Genomic DNA, 17617 nt, shown 5'->3' on the forward strand with positions numbered 1-17617 from the left:
AGTTTCAGGGGGTGAGGATTCGGGGGCGTTCACCCACCACCGTGGTCAGGGTGTGCTCTTCGCTTTGGCGCAGCACCTTGATCACTACCTGCTCCCCGGGGCGCTGGCGAGCCACCTGATCCATGACGGTACGGCCATCACCGGCCTCAACGCCGTTGATGGCGATAATCACATCCCCCCGTTGCAGTCCGGCCTTCGAGGCTGGGCTGTTTTTATAGACCCCCGAGATCAGGATGCCATCGCGCAGGGAGATGCCGAACGATTCGGCCAGCTCCGGGGTCAGCGGCTGCGCTTCGATCCCCAGCCAGCCACGGATCACCCGCCCCTGCTTGATAATCGACAGCATCACGCTGCGCGCGAGATCGGTAGGGATCGCAAAGCCGATCCCCTGGGAGCCGCCGCTGCGGGAAAAAATGGCGGCATTGATGCCCAGCAGGTGGCCCTCGGCGTTGACCAGGGCACCACCGGAATTGCCGGGGTTGATCGCCGCATCGGTCTGGATGAAGTCTTCGTAGGTATTGATGTTGAGTTCGTTGCGCCCGGTGGCGCTGACGATCCCCATGGTGACCGTCTGGCCCACCCCGAAGGGGTTGCCGATCGCCAGCACTACATCGCCCACCCGGGCGCTACTGGAGTTGGCCAGGGTGATGGTCGGCAGGTTGTCGAGCTCAATCTTAAGCACGGCCAGGTCGGTCTCGGGGTCATCACCGATCACCCGCGCACGGGTATCACGACCGTCGCGTAGAGCCACTATGATCGTGGAAGCCTCCTTGATCACATGGCTGTTGGTGAGGATATAGCCCTCCGGGCTCATGATCACCCCCGAGCCCAGGCTCGACTGCATACGCCGGTTGCGGGGGATACCATCATAGCCCCGCAGCCCTTCCATTTCGTTCTGTGGTAAGAGTGGGTTGGTTTCGTCGGCGATCTTGGTGGTGTAAATGTTCACTACCGCTGGAGCTGCCGTCAAAACAGCACTGCTATAGGAGGACCTAAAGCCTTGCTCGGTGGTTTGGGGGGGGACGGTTTGCAGGGTAATGGCCGGCTGTGCAGGGCGTTGGCCTCCCACCAGCTGGGGAAACTGTTGAACCAGCAGCAGTGCGAGCAGAACGCCGCACACCACGGGCCAGCTGATATAGGAGAGCAGACGATTCAAGCGCAGATCCCTGTGCAATGATGGTGGCTGTGCAAAAGTAGGCAGGATTATACGCAGCCTTTGAGGGGCATTCCACGCTTTGCTATGCTGCGGCCACTCACCCGAACGCTCTGGAGTATTTCATGACCCCCTCTCTCACCCACCTGATTGACCGGCTCGATAGCGAACTGCAGGTTGCCCTGTTCTCGGACTACTGCCCCAACGGATTGCAGGTTGAGGGGAGGGATAGGGTAGCGACCCTGGTCACCGGGGTCAGCGCCAGCCAGGCCTTGATTGATGAAGCGATCGCCCTTAAGGCCGACCTGTTGTTGGTCCACCATGGCTTTTTCTGGAAAGGGGAGGCGCAGCCGATCACCGGCATCAAGCGCAAGCGTATCAAGGCCCTGATGGATCATGATATCAGCCTGGCGGCTTACCACCTGCCCCTCGATGCCCACCCCCAGCTGGGTAATAACGCCCAGCTGGCTCGCCTGCTGGGCGTTCAGGGAGCAACCCCCCTGGATCCCAACGACACCCGCTGCCTGGTCTGGCGTGGTGCGCTGAAGGAACCCTGCAGCGCCCAGGAACTGGTCCGCCTGCTGGCCGCCAAACTGGGGCGCTCACCCCAGCTGATTGAGGGAGGAGATCATCCCGTCAGACAGCTGGCCTGGTGTACCGGCGCCGCCCAGAGCTACATTGACCAGGCCGCCGCCGCCGGTGTTGACGCGTTCATCAGCGGAGAGATCTCCGAACCTACGGTACACAATGCCAGGGAGATGGGGATCCATTACTTTGGTGCCGGTCACCACGCCACCGAGCGTTACGGGGTCAAGGCGTTAGGGGAGTGGTTGGCAGAGGAGGAGGGGCTGGTCCACCATTTCGTAGATATCAATAACCCGGTATAGGCGAGGGAACCTCGCTGCAGGGTTAGCCCGCTTCGTCATATTAATAGTCTTTTTTATTCTTAATTTTGGTCTACTTATAATCAGCCCCGATTTGATATAGTAGCCTGCCATTTTAAGTATCGGCGCCCTCTCCCCGAGCGACTCATACCCGAGTACTCGATTGGCCCAGGTGCACAGTACGGAACACTCCATGTCGGACAGAAAACTAACCCATCTTAAGCAGCTCGAAGCGGAAAGTATCCACATCATCCGTGAGGTGGCTGCAGAATTCGATAACCCCGTGATGCTCTACTCCATCGGTAAGGATTCGGCGGTCATGCTGCACCTGACGATGAAGGCCTTCTATCCGGGCAAGCCCCCCTTCCCGCTGATGCACGTCGACACCACCTGGAAGTTCAAGGAGATGATCCAGTTCAGGGACCGGCTCGTTAAGGAGCTGGGGCTGGAGCTGATTGTCCACACCAATCAGGAGGGGGTGAAGCAGGGTATCGGGCCCTTCACCCACGGCAGTGCCAAGCATACTGACGTGATGAAGACCGAAGCCTTGAAGCAGGCCCTGGACAAGTACGGCTTCGATGCCGCCTTTGGCGGTGCCCGTCGGGACGAGGAGAAGTCGCGGGCCAAGGAGCGGGTCTACTCCTTCCGCGATAAAAATCACCGCTGGGACCCCAAGAACCAGCGCCCCGAGCTATGGAACATCTACAACGGCAAGGTCAACAAGGGGGAGAGTATTCGCGTCTTCCCGCTCTCCAACTGGACCGAGCTGGATATCTGGCAGTACATCCACCTGGAGGGGATCCCCATCGTACCGCTCTACTTTGCCAAGCCGCGACCGGTGGTGATGCGTGATGGCGTCAAGATCATGGTGGATGACGAGCGTATGCCCCTGGAGCCGGGTGAAGAGCCGGTGATGGAGATGGTGCGCTTCCGTACCCTGGGCTGTTACCCGCTCACCGGTGCGGTGGATTCCAACGCCACGACCCTGCCCGAGATCATCCAGGAGATGCTGCTGACCACCAGCTCCGAGCGCCAGGGTCGTGTAATCGACCATGACAGCGCCGGCTCCATGGAGAAGAAAAAGCAGGAAGGCTATTTCTAGCCCCTTTTGTTCGTGGGTCGCCGCGGCGGCCCGACTGTAACCACTAGCAGAAACCGCCATGTCTCACCAATCAGATCTGATCGCTACCGATATTAACGAATACCTGGCCCAGCATGAGCGCAAGGAGCTGTTGCACCTGCTCACCTGCGGCAGTGTGGATGATGGCAAGAGCACCCTTATAGGTCGCCTGCTGCACGACTCAAAAATGATCTATGAGGATCAGCTGGAGGCCGTCCGCGCTGATACGGTCAAGCACGGGACCACCGGAGGCAAGCTCGACCTGGCGCTGTTGGTTGACGGCCTGCAGGCCGAGCGGGAGCAGGGCATCACCATTGATGTGGCCTACCGCTACTTCTCCACCGCACGCCGCAAGTTCATCATCGCCGATACCCCCGGGCATGAGCAGTACACCCGCAATATGGCCACCGGGGCATCCACCTGCGAACTGGCCATCATCCTGATCGACGCCCGTCACGGTGTAATGACCCAGACCCGTCGCCACAGCTTTATCGCCTCCCTGCTGGGTATTCGGCACGTGGTGGTGGCGATCAACAAGATGGACCTGATGGATTTCAGCGAGCAGGTCTACAACGATATCCGTGAACAGTACCTGACGTTTGCCGACCAGCTCGGCATTGAGGATCTGCGCTTTATCCCCATCTCGGCCCTCGAGGGGGACAACGTGGTGAATCGCAGCGAGAAGAGCCCCTGGTACACCGGGCCCTCCCTGATGGAGATTCTTGAGACCGTAGAGCTGTCCGGTGATCGCAATATGGAAAATTTCCGCTTCCCGGTGCAGTACGTCAATCGACCCAACCTCAATTACCGTGGCTTCTGCGGTACCGTTGCGTCAGGGGTGGTAGCGCCTGGCGATGAGGTAGTCGCCCTGCCCTCGGGTAAGCGCAGCCGGGTAAAAACCATCGATACCTACGATGGGACACTACAGGAGGCGTTTGCGTCCCAGGCCGTGACCATCACCCTGGAGGATGAGATCGACGTCAGCCGTGGCGATATGCTGGTCAAGAGCGACGACCTGCCACTATCGGCCAACCATTTCGAGGCAACCCTGGTGTGGATGAGCGAGGGGGCCCTTAAGTGCGGGCGCCAGTACGACTTCAAGTTCTCCTCCAACCTGACCACAGGGGCGGTCACTGACATTCTCTACAACATCGACGTCAACACCCTGGAGCACAAGGGGGCAGAGCAGCTGCAGCTCAATGAAATTGCGCGCTGTCGTGTGAGTGTCAACAAGCACGTCGCCTTTGATCCCTACCACAAGAGTCGCACAACCGGCGCCTTTATCGTCATTGATCGCCTGACCAACGTCACGGTCGGTGCGGGGATGATCAATGGCATCGGCAGCGAGGAGCGTAACCATCAGCCGGTCAGCGCCAGCGAGCGCAGCTTGCGACTGGACCAGAAGCCGGCCCTGATCGAGTTGGTGGGTGAGCAGATTGAGGAGCGCCTGGTGACCCTTGAGCGCGGCCTCTTCGAGCGCGGCAAGACGGTTCTGCTGCTGCCCCAGGATGCCGAGCTTAACGCCGCCATGGTGAATGCCCTGGGCAACGCCGGGCTGGTGGTGTTGGCACCGGTCAGCACCCCGCGGACCGCCGATGCGCTGCTCAGCCGGGCGATCGACTCCGAGCGATCCGTAGATGAGGCGCTGGAAGAGATTCTTGCGCTGACTTCGCGCTAATCCGGCGTAGCGTGCCTGAATGAACGGCAGCCATCGGCTGCCGTTTTTTTTTTGCCAGTGAAAGGACCTGTCTGGCGCATTATTAAAATGGTGCGCATTGTTGGTGCGGGACGACCAGGGCGAGTCACCATTTTAAGCCGTTGAGTGCCCCGAAACTGGTCTATTGTTGGTGCAAGTGGTTTTTTTGGGTGCAAATTTTTTCCTGTGGCCCGCAAAAGGCCAGCAAAGCAACTCGGCAGCTCCCTTTCGATTGCACTGCTCTGGAAAACTTGTTTTAGTTGAGCCATAAGTACGAGGGGCCATGCGCTATCGTACTGAGTCTTGAGAGTGACCGGATCGACCGTTGCATGAAAAAGGGGCGGTCCTTGTTGCTTGCAATATCACGGAGTTTCGAAAGGGCCCCATCGGGTTGAGAAGCTTCGTTTGAAGATAAAAAAACGATCAGTAACCAATTAAGGATAGGATATGAAAAAGCTAGGAATCTTTGCAGCAGCGGCTGCCATGGGTCTTACTTTCGCCCAGAGTGCTCTTGCTGAGGACGTGACCCTCAAGGCCGTCAAAGAGCGTGGTTTTTTGCAGTGTGGTGTGAGTACGGGTCTGCCCGGTTTCTCCAACCCCGATGAGAAGGGTAACTGGACCGGTATGGACGTCGATGTCTGTCGTGCCGTTGCCGCAGCTACTCTGGGAGATGCCAGCAAGGTTAAGTACACCCCGCTGACCGCCAAGGAGCGCTTTACCGCCCTTCAGTCCGGCGAGATTGACGTGCTGTCCCGCAATACCACCTGGACCCAGACTCGGGATACTTCCCTCGGCCTCAACTTTGCCGGCGTCAACTACTACGATGGTCAGGGCTTCATGGTTTCCAAGTCTCTGGGCGTGAAGAGCGCGCTGGAGCTGGACGGTGCGGCTGTCTGTATCCAGGCGGGTACCACCACCGAACTGAACCTGGCTGACTACTTCCGCGAAAACAACATGAAGTACCAGCCGGTGGTATTTGATACCTCCGACCAGACTGTAAAGGGCTTTGAAGCGGGCCGTTGCGATATTCTCACCTCCGATGCCTCCCAGCTGTATGCCTTGCGCATCAAGCTGGCCAACCCCGACAGCGCCGTGGTACTGCCAGAGATCATCTCCAAGGAGCCCCTTGGCCCCGTGGTACGCCAGGGTGACGACCAGTGGTTCAATATCGTCAAGTGGAGCATGAACGCGCTGATCAACGCGGAAGAGCTGGGACTGACCTCCGCCAATATTGACGAGAAGAAGATGGGCGACAACCCTGGGGTGATGCGCTTTGTTGGTATCGATGGACCCAAGGGTAAGGGTATGGACCTGGCCGACGACTGGGCTTACCAGATCGTCAAGCAGGTGGGTAACTACGGTGAGGTCTTCGACCGCAACGTTGGTGCCGGCTCTGCGCTCAACATCGAACGTGGCGTGAACGCATTGTGGAGCAAAGGTGGGTTTATGTACGCACCGCCCATGCGCTAAGCCGCTTGTTTGGAACGGCTACAGCCACAAGCTGTGGCCGTTTCTTGTTGTTAACTCCTGACTATCCTGGGGAGTATATTGATGCCGGAAGAGACAAAATATTCGGCGAATTCCAAGCCAAAGTTCTGGAATGATCCCGAAAAGCGGGCCCTCCTGTTCCAGGTGCTGATGGTTGGAACCGTTATCCTGTTTATCCTTTATATCGTCAGCAACACCCTTTCAAACCTTGAGACCCGAGGCATTTCAACCGGTTTCGACTTCCTGAGTCAGACGGCGGGTTTTGATATTTTGCTGACGCTGATTCCCTACGACGCGACCTACAGCTTTGGGCGTACCTTCGTGGTGGGATTGATGAACACCATGCTGGTGTCATTTTTGGGTGTTGTTTTGGCGACCCTGCTGGGATTCATTGTAGGTATTGCCCGCTTGTCCCATAACTGGCTGATTGCCAAGATGGCCGCCATTTATGTAGAAGTGTTCCGCAATATCCCGCTCCTGCTGCAGATCTTTTTTTGGTACTTCGCTGTGCTGCAGGTGCTTCCATCTCCGCGCCAGAGTATTGAGCTGTTTGGTGGTGTTCAGCTCAACGTGAGGGGGTTGTACCTTCCCGAACCTGTTGCCGGCAATGGCTTTGGCTGGGTGGTGCTGGCTTTTGTAGCCGCCCTTATCCTCTCTTTTTTCCTGGTTCGCTGGGCCAAGAAACGGCAGGATCAAACCGGTCAATACTTTCCCGCCTACTGGGCTTCCATCGGTCTTGTTCTGGGTATGTCGGGCCTTACCTTCCTGTTGGCAGGCTCTCCCATCACCTGGGTCGACCCTGAACTGGTAGGATTTAACTTCAAAGGGGGGATTACCATTATCCCCGAACTCAGCGCCCTGCTGCTGGCACTGAGTATCTACACCGCTGCCTTTATCGCCGAGATCGTACGTTCGGGCATCGAGGCTGTTGACCATGGCCAGACCGAAGCCGCATCGGCCCTGGGGCTGCCCCGTTCGCGTGTTCTGCGGCTGGTGGTAATTCCGCAGGCGATGCGTGTTGTGATTCCACCCCTCACCAGTCAATACCTTAACCTGATCAAGAACTCGTCGCTGGCCACCGCCATCGGCTACCCCGATCTGGTCAGCGTATTTGCCGGTACCACACTCAACCAGACCGGCCAGGCAATAGAAGTGATTGCCATGACCATGGGGGTTTACCTCCTGTTGAGCCTTTTGGTATCGCTGTTCATGAACTGGTACAACAAGCGCGTGGCGCTGGTGGAGCGATAGTCGATGCTACATAACGATCATAAACTGCCTGACCTGCCAGCCCCGATCAGTAACCGCGGTCCTGTTGGCTGGTTACGGGAAAATCTGTTCAACAACTGGTTCAACTCCATTCTCACCGTCGTGGCGATTTATTTTATCGCCACCACCATCGGGCCCCTGTTGAACTGGGCTTTCCTGAGTGCCGACTTTACCGGCGACTCCAAGGACGCCTGTACCAGCGAAGGGGCGTGCTGGGTGTTTGTTACGGTGCGTATTAACCAGTTTATTTACGGTTTCTACCCGGAAGCCGAAATCTGGCGGATCAATTTACTGTTTGCGCTCTTTGCCCTGCTGATCGCCGCCCTGGTGATTGAGCGTACCCCTCGTCGGGGCTGGATTGCCCTCTTCACCTTAACGGTGTTTCCTGTCATTGCCTTCTTCCTCCTTTACGGTGATGCCTTTGGTCTAGAGAAGGTGGAAACCCACAAGTGGGGTGGGCTGATGCTGACCCTGGTTCTGGCGGTGGTAGGGATAGTGGCGGCGCTTCCCTTCGGCATCCTGCTGGCACTCGGCCGGCGCTCCCATATGCCGGTCGCGCGCAGCTTTTGTACGGTCTTTATCGAGGTATGGCGGGGGGTTCCGCTGATCTCGGTGCTCTTCATGGCCTCGGTGATGTTCCCGCTGTTTGTGCCGGAAGAGATCTCCTTCGACAAGCTGCTCAGGGCACTGATCGGGATTGTGATGTTCCAGTCGGCTTATATGGCTGAGGTGATCCGGGGGGGGCTGCAAGCGATTCCCAAGGGACAGTATGAAGCCGGTGAAGCGATGGGCCTCAGCTACTGGAAGCTGATGGGGCTGATCATTCTCCCCCAGGCCTTGAAGATTGTAATTCCCGGTATAGTGAACACCTTTATCGCCCTGTTTAAGGACACCTCGCTGGTGCTGATCATCGGCCTGTTCGATGTGCTGGCAACGGTGCAGGCGGCGATCACCGATCCGGCCTGGCCCAGGGTATCGACCGAAGGCTACGTGTTCGTTGCCTTTGTGTTCTGGGTTTTCTGTTTCAGCATGTCCCGCTACAGCCAGGCGCTGGAGCGCAAACTGAATACCGGACACCGCTAGGTGCGGTCCGAAAAAGAGTTGAGAGGAAATATCGATGTCAGACCAAACTAACGGGACCGCCCCGAAAGACCCAGGGGTTTCCAATGAGTTGATGATTGAGCTCAAAGGGGTCAACAAGTGGTACGGTGATTTTCATGTGCTCAAGGATATAAACCTGAAGGTTTACAAAGGGGAGCGTATCGTCGTGTGCGGCCCCTCCGGATCGGGTAAGTCCACCATGATTCGTTGCATTAACCATCTGGAGGAGCACCAGAAAGGGGATATCATCGTATCGGGTACCCCCCTTACCAATGATCTGAAAAACATTGAGGCGATCCGCAAAGAGGTGGGCATGTGCTTTCAGCACTTCAACCTCTTCCCCCACCTTACGGTGTTGGAAAATTGCTGCCTGGCGCCCATCTGGGTGCGGAAAATGTCACGCTCCGAGGCAGAAGCGGTAGCCATGAAGTACCTGGAACGGGTACAGATTGCCGAGCAGGCGCTCAAGTATCCGGGGCAGCTGTCCGGAGGGCAGCAGCAGCGGGTGGCGATTGCACGCAGCCTCTGCATGAGTCCGCAGATCATGCTGTTTGACGAGCCCACCTCAGCACTGGACCCCGAGATGGTTAAGGAGGTGCTGGATACCATGGTGGAACTGGCCGAGGATGGCATGACCATGATCTGCGTGACCCACGAGATGGGTTTTGCCAAGACCGTAGCCAACCGGGTGATCTTTATGGATGCCGGGCAGGTGATTGAGGAGAATGAACCCCATGAGTTCTTCGAAAATCCGCAGTCCGAGCGCACCAAGCTGTTCCTGAGCCAGATTCTGCAGCACTAGGCTTGCGGTCCGGTCTTATAAAAACGCCTCTTTTGAGGCGTTTTTTTTTGCAACCGGGGAAGAATTGCGCCCTTTCATATAGATATCACGGCGGTTGGCGATAGCTTTTCTATACTGAGAAAACTGTGGTTTCACCAATGAGGGTAAGAAGATGAGAGCGCTGTTGATACAGATGATGGGCGTTGTGCTGGTGTTGGTGAGCAGTTGGAGCCTGGCTGAAGAGGTTCCTCCAGCCGTGCTGGAGATTGCCCCAGAACTCCAGAAGATAGGTCTGGACCCGGTACTGGTGGCGGCGGTTAAAGCCCAAAATTCCAAAGGGAGAAGCCTGGATGCAATCAAGCAGGCCGATGCCAAGTGGCGGGGAACGGAAGGCATCGACAGCTTTATGCAATCGCTGATGGACAATGAGGCCGCGCAGGCCCTGCGCAAGATCGAAAAAAGCCAGAGCTACTATCTGGAACTGTTCCTGATGGATAACCAGGGGGCCAATGTCGCCATGACCGGCAAAACGTCCGACTACTGGCAGGGTGACGAGGCCAAGTGGACCGAGTCCTTCAAAGGGGGCGCCGGAGCGGTCCACGTCGGCGAGGTCGAATTCGATGAGAGCGCCCAGGCCTATCTGGTGCAGGTGTCAGTGCCGGTTATGGATGCGGGTGTTGCCATTGGCGCAGTCACCATTGGCATCAACCTGGATGAGTTGGAGTAGTCTCAAGCCCCTGAGTTGAGCGGGCGGGTGGCGTCCAAACCCTCAGGTGAGTGGCAAGGTATAGGAGTAAGGCGATGCAATGGATAAACAATTTAAGCTTCCGAATGAAGCTGGCAATTCCGGTTGCGCTGCTGGCGCTGCTCCTGATGGTCATTGCGATCATGGGAATCAACAATATCGGCCGCGTAACCGGCTCCACCGAAGGCCTTGCTCAGCGGCTGCTGCCCAAGATCAACCTGTTGTTGCAGGCGGACCGTGATCTTTACCAGGCTCAGGTCGCCGAGCGAAGTTTGATCTTCGTCAACGTAGGAACCGATGAATACAAGGCGCTGCAGAAAATGCACAGTGAAAATATTCAGCAGGTTGCTGAGCGGATGGCGAAGTTCGATGCCCTGGAAGATCATCCTGAAGATAAAAAAATGGTGCAGCAGTTTGGCGAACTCTTTGCCCAGTGGCGAATGACCACGGAGGAGATCAATAAGCAGCGGACCGAGGGTGAGCGGACGGGGCGTCGCATAGCGATCGATCTCAGCTTTGGTAAGGGGGCGGAGCAGTTTGACGCGGCGCGTGAGCTGATTGACAAGCTTACCGAGTCCGTCGAAGAGGAGATCGCCACCGAGGTGGCGGTGGCCGAAGAGGTGAGTGCAACCAGTCAAAGTGCGCAGATGATTTCCATGTTGGTGGGTTTGGTGGTGTGTGGGGCGGTGGGATTGTTTTTTCCCCTGTTGATCACCGGACCTCTTAACCAGCTGCTGACCCGGGTGCAGGATATCTCACACGGTGAGGGGGACCTGACCCAAAGGGTACCGGTCGCAGGGCGTGATGAGTTGGGGCGTCTTGCGAGTGCCTTCAATCTTTTTCTGGAAAAACTGCAAACCATCATGGGCCAGGTTTCCGGGTCGACCACCCAGTCGGCTACCGCGGCGGAAGAGCTTTCCAGTATCACGACCGATGCCCGAAAAAATGTGGATGAGCAGCACCGGGTGATTCAGGAGGTCGCGGCGGCGGTCAGTGAGATGGCCGCTACTGTACAGGAGGTTGCACGTAACGCCGCCGATGCCGCAAGTGCGGCCCGCGATGCTGACGAAAATGCTCGGGAGGGGCAGCAGGTGGTCCAACAGGCGATCAGCTCCATCGAACGACTGGCCAGCGATGTGAACAGCGCCGCCGAAGTCATACGAAAGGTCGAGCAGGATAGCAACACCATCGGAGGTGTACTTGATGTAATTCGAGGGATCGCCGAACAGACCAACTTGCTGGCCCTGAACGCTGCGATCGAGGCCGCCCGCGCCGGCGAGCAGGGGCGTGGGTTCGCGGTGGTTGCCGATGAGGTTCGTACACTGGCGAGCCGTACCCAGCAGTCTACCGAAGAGATACAGCAGATGATTGAAAAGCTGCAACAGGGTGCCGCCGAAGCGGTACGGGTCATGGAGGTGGGGCAGAATCGCGCCAACGAAAGCGTCGAGCGCGCCACGGGGGCAGGCGCCGCGCTGGGAGCTATTACCGATGCGGTGGCGGCGATCAGTGATATGAATACACAGATCGCCAGTGCGGCCGAAGAGCAAACCGCTGTGACGGAGGAGATCAACCGCAACATTACCAACCTCAGCGATTTCTCCGATCGCTCCAACGAGAGTGCCGGTCATGTTAATGAGGCCAGTTCTGAGTTGGCTCGCTTGGCTGCCGACCTGCAGGTAGAGGTCAGTAAGTTTAAGGTTTAATGGGGTTCCGCTATCGGTCCCAAACGGCCTGGTGTAGAGTGAGGAGTGCCAACCGCTAGCGGAATTTTATGAGTACCATTCATTTGGCTGAAGCCCACGACCAGTCTTCCGAGTCCCCCAGGATCCTGGTGTTGGGGGCCAGTGGCTACGTGGGGTCACATCTGGTCCCACGGCTGGTGGAGAGCGGTTATCAGGTGCGGGCCGCAGGGCGTAACAGTGCGGAGCTTAAAGCCCGCTTTGGGTCCACAGTGGAGCTGTGCACCCTGGATCTGCTTCAACCCGATACACTGGCAGGGCCGTTGGAGGGGGTAGAGGTTGTCTACTACCTGGTCCACTCGATGCTGAGCGGCGATGATTTTGCGGCCCGGGATCTGCGTGCGGCCCGTATCCTTGCTGCGGCCGCAGAGCAGGCGGAAGTCGGTCTGATTGTTTACCTGGGTGCTGCCTGCCCCGACAACACCCGCTCTGAGCACCTGATTTCACGGCGTGAGACCGGTGCGGCCCTGGCATCAGGTGCGGTACCGGTGGTCGAACTGAGGGCTCCGGTGGTGGTGGGTGCCGGCTCGGTGCCCTTCGAAGCCATTCGCGATATGGTCAACCATCTGCCGGCCATGGTGCTGCCGATGGCGGTGCGCCATACCAGCGCTCCTCTGGCGCTGGGCAACCTGCTCTACTACCTGGTGGCCCTGGCGGGCAAGCGCTCGATTAAGCCCGGCGTCTACCTGCTGGCGGGCCCCGAAAGGCTGAGCTACGAGGAGCAGATCCATCGTTATGCCAGGGTGGTTGGCAAACGCTTTTATACCCTGCGGATTCCCGGGTTATGGTTAGGCCTGGTGCGCCTGGCAATGCCGCTATTCAGCTCCGCCCCCTCGTCCATCGTGCGGGCTCTGTTGGGAGGGCTGAGTGACCACATGCCCTCCAACGCTGAGGCGATCCGCGAGTGCTTGCCCCAGCGGTTGCTGAGTTACGAGGAGGCGGTCAGTGAAGCGATAGAGGAGGAGAGCCGGCAGCCGGGTTCGCTCTATTGGTATCAGGGTAATCCCCGTTTTCGCGAGGGGTGGCCCAATGCGGCCTATTACGGAGACTGTTTAGTGATAGCGCGGGAAACGGCGTTGCCTGCCAGCGCCCTGTGGCGGGTATTGAGTCGTATCGGTGGCCGCCAGCGCTTTTTTACTATGAACGGAATCTGGGCCATACGGGAGTGGATCGACTTCTGTGTCGGCGGGCCGGGCCGACAACTCGGGCGGGATACCCCCGATCGCCTGGTGGTGGGAGAGCGGGTAGACTCCTGGCAGATTCTGGATGTGGTCGATGAACAGCGGGTTCTCCTTGGGTTTCGGATGAGGGGACCGGGTGCCGGTACCCTCGAGTTTCGCCTGCAGCCCCTGGCGGGGGGAGGCACCGAGATTCAGATGCTCGCCTATTGGCATCCAGCCGGACTCTGGGGGCAGCTTTACTGGTACACCATGATGCGCCCCCACAGTTTCCTGTTCCGGCGCATGTTGAAGGCGATCGAACGCATCGCTCGGGCGGAATTGAAGGGGACGCCAGCCCGCCCTTAATGGGTGCCCGGTGGATTGGTCTATAGTTCATTGACCAACCTCCACGGACTGGCCAACCAGGCTCATTCGGGCTGTTGATCCTATGTTGTATCGCTTTTCCAATATTCAGATCGATAGTGAGCGCTTTGAGTTGCTTCGCGATGGGGTGCCCGTTGCGGTAGAGCCGCGGGTGTTTGACCTGCTGCTTCACCTGGTGGCTCACCCGATGGTCCTCTTTAGCCACGATGAGCTGGTCGCTGCCGTCTGGGAGGGGCGCTGTGTTTCCGATGCCACGGTGGCCTCTGCGCTCAAAAACGCGCGCAAGGCCCTGGGGGACGATGGTCGCACCCAGCGCTACATTAAAACGGTTCACGGGCGAGGCGTGCGCTTCCAGCTGGCCCCCGATGAGGTGGCCTCTACCGATGGCTCCCCGCCATCGAAGACATCGGCGGAGGTCTCCGGTACCGCTACCCCCTCCCTGCTGGTCATGCCCTTCGCCCACGACACCCAGGTGTTGCCAATGACCCACTGCGCTCAGGGGCTACAGGCTGACCTGCAAGCGTTGTTGACCCGCATTCCCCTGCTCAGGATCCACACCCTGGGGCGAAGCGAGGTACCTGAAGCGAGCGCTCGGCAGTGGTGCCAGCGGCAGGGGGTGGACTTTTTGTTGGAGGGCAGTGCCCGCCAGACCCATGAAGGGGTCAGGGTCAACCTCTCGCTGACCGATGTAGCATCGGGTTGCCTGCTGTGGGCCGAGCCCTTCGAGGTGCGGCTCAGCGAGAGGGGGGTTCCGGAGAGGGAGTTGTCGAACTCGGTGCTGGCCAAGCTGGAACCTCAATTGGTGAAGGCGATGTTGTCCGCCACCTCTAGCGCGGGTGAGCTGAGCCCTACCGGGCTTTATATCAGGGCCAGCGGCGAGCTGGCCACCCGGGGCTGGCATCGCGACACCTTCGAGGAGGCAGCTGGTCTGCTGCGTCGCTGCCTGCAACAGCAGCCTGGGTTTACCCTCGCCAGAAGCTACCTGGCGCTGGTGTTGGCGCTGGGGGGGCGGTTTGGTCTCCTTGAGGACTCGGAGGCGCTCCGCCAGGAGGCGCTGGCCGCCGCAGAGCGCTCGATGGACGAGGAGAATAGCGACTCTACCGTGCTGGGGTTTGCCGGCTGTGCATTGGCGGACCTGGGGCATGTCGATCGGGCCAAGCGGATCTTGCACAATGCACTGGATATCTCCGCGGCCAATGCCCAGGCTTGGGCGGCTCTCGGCTCTGTGTTTTTAATGCAGCGTAACCCCTCCGAAGCGGTACGCTGCCTGCGCAAGAGTATCGAACTCAGCCCATTGGATAGCCGGCTGTCCCTGTGGGGCTCGGTGCTGGCCCTGGCCCTGTTTTTAAACAATGAGCCCCAGGCGGCAATGGAGCAGGCGGAGTGGGCCTGTCGGCGCGATGACCGCATCTACTTTCCCCATGTGGTGCTGGCGGCGGTGGCATCGTTCAGCGATGAGCTGCCGCGTATGCAGCGGGCGTTGAAGGAGGCTCGGCGCATCAAGCCGGACCTGAGTGCCCACGAGGTGAGCTGCTTGCTGGGGCGGCAGCTGGGGCAGGCGCTGCTGGCCGCCGAAGCTGCCTACTCGCGCTCGTCACCCGAGCTTCATTGAATCGCCATAAAACCTCCATGGAAAGCCCCGATAATGGCCAAGGTCGGGCGGCGGGAGTGAAGTAGCCTGTCTCCATGTTCTGGAGATAAGCATTTCAGCTTAATCCTTAGCAATATTTCTACAGAGCATTATCGCCAAACAGTATTAGTTTGATAGTTTTATAGTTTGACACTAATCGAAATGAGGTATAGTTTTATAGTTGTCGAAACATAAAATAGCAATCCACGGAGGATTCTATGAAAACCAAGCTCGCAATCAATATCTTCTACCTGGCCCTCTATGCCGGCTTTAACGGTCTGGTCTGGCTGCTGTTTCAACAGATTCCCTTCAGCGTGGCCGCACAGTTCCTGGCAGCACCGCTGGTCATCATGGTTGGGGCAGTGCTGATCTACCTGCCCTATGAGAGCGCGCTAAAAAAGCTGGAAGCGTCTTCGCAGCCGCTAGATGAAACGGCCACCGTCGTCACCCTAGCCGCTGCGCGCACCAGCAAAGTCCAGCGTCCTGCCGCAACCGTAGCCGGTGCAGCCCCTGCGTCGCTGGCCGCTCATTGAGCGAGGGTGGGAGATGACACTTAATCAAGGGGCGTTTACTATGCAAGTTGATCGGTCCGAGGAGATTGTTTTGAATACCCATCAGCTTGCCAAGGCATTTAAAGCCCTGTCCAATGAAAACCGCCTGGCTATCTATCTGGAGATCCTGCGCCACCGTGAGGGGCTGTTGAAGCCCGATGCCCCTCAGTGCGGTGGCGGTTGTATGTTGGCCGATATCATCAGCTCCCTCAATATTGGTGCCCCAACGGTGTCGCACCACATGAAGGAGTTGATTAATGCCGACCTGATAGAGGTTGAGAAACAGGGCAAGTTTCTACTCTGTCGTATCAATGCCGACACCCAGCTCGAGCTGGAGCAGTTTTTCTCCCTCTCCGGGCAGATTCAGCTGGAGTCGGAACTAACCCCGGCGCGCTAGTTTTCCTCTCCTGAAGTGCAGTGTTTTCCGCATCGGCAGCAGCACCCATGGGGCTTTTGATGAGTTGCTGAAGCGGGCGTGCGCTGGCCTTTCGGTGGCGATATCGTGAGAGCGACTTTCCACTTGCAGCTAATCCCAAAACGGTCTTGGCTGTTTATTGATCTGGATCAATGATCGGCGTAGTGTGATAACTCATCCAAGCCATTCGACCGCAGGGAGTTAAGCATGAAAAAGGATCTGTTAGTCGACATTATATTTTTGAGTTTGTTTACCGGCTTTGGTGCCCTGCTCTGGCTCCTGTATAAGCAGGTGCCGATGAGTTTTCCCCACCAGTTTATGACCGCGCCCCTGCTCCTGTTACTCGGGGCCAGCCTGCTCTATTACAGCAGTGTGCAGCTGGCAAACTCGCTGGGAGTCGTAGCCCAGGGGCTATCGGATGCGATCTATCGAGTGGGAGGTACCCTGCCCGGTGCCATGCTGCTCGATCGTCGCCATGAGAACCGGGGATTACCCACCGGGTCAGCCGGGCATCCCATCCAGGAGCGTCGTCACTCGATGATGACCTGAGCCTTTCCCGCAGCCTGAGGTCACCCTGGCTGCGGGACCACCCTACTCCGCGCTATCGCGGGTAAATACCCACTCATCGCCCCGACTGAGGTCGGGGTTGTACTCGTAGCCGGCGTAGTCGAATCCCTTGAGGGCGTTGGCGTTATCGATGCGCTGGTCGATGATAAAGCGGGCCATCAGTCCCCGAGCCTTCTTGGCATAGAAACTGATTATCTTGTATTGGCCGTTTTTCAGGTCTTTGAAGACCGGTGTAACGATACGGGCATTGATCTGGCGGGGTTGGACCGACTTGTAATACTCATTGGAGGCGAGGTTGATCAGTTCGCTCATCTCCTGTTCCCTGAATTCAAGGTTTAACTGCTCGGTCAGGGTGCTCCCCCAGAAGGCGTAAAGATCCTTACCGCCCGAGTTGGCGAAGCGGGTGCCCATCTCCAGCCGGTAAGGTTGCATCAGGTCCAGAGGCTTCAATAAGCCGTAGAGGCCTGAAAGAATCCTGATGTGCTTCTGTGCAAATCCCAGCCCCTCCTCGGACAGGGTCTCGGCGTCGAGGCCCGTGTAGACATCCCCCTGAAAGGCCAGCACCGCCTGCTTGGCGTTGTCGGGGGTAAAGGGCTGGTGCCAGCTGGCGAAGCGAGCGACGTTGAGGGCTGCCAGTTTGTCGCTGATCTTCATCAGCTGGCTCACCGCATCCGGAGTCAGGGATCGCAACTCATCAATCAACTGTTGCGATCGCTCCAGAAACAGGGGGGTGCTGTAGTGATCGGTAATGGACGGCGTATCGAAGTCCAGGGTTTTGGCGGGGGAGAGCAGAATCAGCACGGCGACAAACCTCGGCTTGGTGTGGCCCATCATGGTAATACGAACGGGCACCGGGAACAAAACCGAACAGTAGGGGGTGCACCCAAAGCGCTGGAGAGGGTCAAGAGCACCCCGACCGAGGGGCCGGTCGGGG

The 17617-nt window shown here is 58.1% G+C and carries 16 protein-coding genes; 14 read left to right on the plus strand and 2 right to left on the minus strand.

Going from position 1 to position 17617, the window contains the following annotated elements; translation table 11 throughout:
- Positions 1-4: 4 nt before the first annotated feature.
- Positions 5-1156 carry a S1C family serine protease gene (locus tag D0544_RS01020; protein WP_125013989.1) on the minus strand — a complete coding sequence of 384 codons (1152 nt, stop codon included), beginning with the start codon at positions 1154-1156 and terminating at the stop codon, positions 5-7.
- A gap of 122 nt (positions 1157-1278) precedes the next feature.
- Between D0544_RS01020 and D0544_RS01025 the strand changes: the two genes are divergently transcribed.
- The 14 genes from D0544_RS01025 (at position 1279) to D0544_RS01090 (ending at position 16665) form a co-directional block, all read left to right on the plus strand.
- Positions 1279-2040: a Nif3-like dinuclear metal center hexameric protein gene (locus tag D0544_RS01025; RefSeq protein ID WP_125013992.1), complete on the plus strand. Its 762-nt coding sequence runs from the start codon at positions 1279-1281 to the stop codon at positions 2038-2040.
- A gap of 190 nt (positions 2041-2230) precedes the next feature.
- Positions 2231-3139 (plus strand): sulfate adenylyltransferase subunit CysD, encoded by a 909-nt coding sequence (cysD, locus tag D0544_RS01030; RefSeq protein WP_125013994.1) that lies wholly within the window; start codon positions 2231-2233, stop codon positions 3137-3139.
- A 58-nt stretch (positions 3140-3197) separates the two neighbouring features.
- Entirely contained in the window at positions 3198-4835 is a 1638-nt protein-coding gene (cysN, locus tag D0544_RS01035; protein ID WP_125013996.1) for a sulfate adenylyltransferase subunit CysN, read from the plus strand.
- Between the two features lie 465 nt (positions 4836-5300).
- Positions 5301-6323: an amino acid ABC transporter substrate-binding protein gene (locus D0544_RS01040; RefSeq protein ID WP_125013998.1), complete on the plus strand. Its 1023-nt coding sequence runs from the start codon at positions 5301-5303 to the stop codon at positions 6321-6323.
- Positions 6324-6404: 81 nt separating this feature from the next.
- On the plus strand, positions 6405-7592 hold the full coding sequence (locus tag D0544_RS01045) for an amino acid ABC transporter permease (RefSeq protein WP_125014000.1): 1188 nt from the start codon (positions 6405-6407) through the stop codon (positions 7590-7592).
- Positions 7593-7595: 3 nt separating this feature from the next.
- Positions 7596-8693: an amino acid ABC transporter permease gene (locus D0544_RS01050; RefSeq protein ID WP_125014002.1), complete on the plus strand. Its 1098-nt coding sequence runs from the start codon at positions 7596-7598 to the stop codon at positions 8691-8693.
- A 91-nt stretch (positions 8694-8784) separates the two neighbouring features.
- Complete coding sequence (locus D0544_RS01055) at positions 8785-9513, plus strand: amino acid ABC transporter ATP-binding protein (RefSeq protein WP_207905823.1); 729 nt, start codon at positions 8785-8787, stop codon at positions 9511-9513.
- Between the two features lie 151 nt (positions 9514-9664).
- Positions 9665-10219, plus strand: a complete 555-nt coding sequence (locus D0544_RS01060) for a PDC sensor domain-containing protein (RefSeq protein ID WP_207905735.1) — start codon at positions 9665-9667, stop codon at positions 10217-10219.
- A gap of 74 nt (positions 10220-10293) precedes the next feature.
- Positions 10294-11940, plus strand: coding sequence for a methyl-accepting chemotaxis protein (locus D0544_RS01065; protein ID WP_125014005.1), 1647 nt, complete (start codon positions 10294-10296; stop codon positions 11938-11940).
- Positions 11941-12008: 68 nt separating this feature from the next.
- Positions 12009-13502 (plus strand): DUF2867 domain-containing protein, encoded by a 1494-nt coding sequence (locus D0544_RS01070; RefSeq protein WP_125014007.1) that lies wholly within the window; start codon positions 12009-12011, stop codon positions 13500-13502.
- An 82-nt stretch (positions 13503-13584) separates the two neighbouring features.
- The gene (locus D0544_RS01075; protein ID WP_125014009.1) at positions 13585-15132 is read left to right on the plus strand and encodes a winged helix-turn-helix domain-containing tetratricopeptide repeat protein; all 1548 of its coding nucleotides are present in this window, start codon (positions 13585-13587) and stop codon (positions 15130-15132) included.
- Positions 15133-15368: 236 nt separating this feature from the next.
- Positions 15369-15683, plus strand: a complete 315-nt coding sequence (locus D0544_RS01080) for a hypothetical protein (RefSeq protein WP_125014011.1) — start codon at positions 15369-15371, stop codon at positions 15681-15683.
- 40 nt (positions 15684-15723) lie between these two features.
- The gene (locus tag D0544_RS01085) at positions 15724-16098 is read left to right on the plus strand and encodes an ArsR/SmtB family transcription factor (RefSeq protein ID WP_207905736.1); all 375 of its coding nucleotides are present in this window, start codon (positions 15724-15726) and stop codon (positions 16096-16098) included.
- Positions 16099-16323: 225 nt separating this feature from the next.
- A complete protein-coding gene (locus tag D0544_RS01090) occupies positions 16324-16665 on the plus strand; it encodes a hypothetical protein (RefSeq protein WP_125014013.1) in 342 nt (113 codons plus the stop codon).
- Between the two features lie 42 nt (positions 16666-16707).
- On the opposite strand, the gene yaaA is transcribed toward D0544_RS01090, so the two are convergent.
- Positions 16708-17484: a peroxide stress protein YaaA gene (gene yaaA, locus D0544_RS01095; protein ID WP_125015825.1), complete on the minus strand. Its 777-nt coding sequence runs from the start codon at positions 17482-17484 to the stop codon at positions 16708-16710.
- Positions 17485-17617: the final 133 nt, after the last annotated feature.

The sequence above is a fragment of the Aestuariirhabdus litorea genome (assembly GCF_003864255.1).
Taxonomy (GTDB): Bacteria; Pseudomonadota; Gammaproteobacteria; order Pseudomonadales; family Aestuariirhabdaceae; genus Aestuariirhabdus; species Aestuariirhabdus litorea.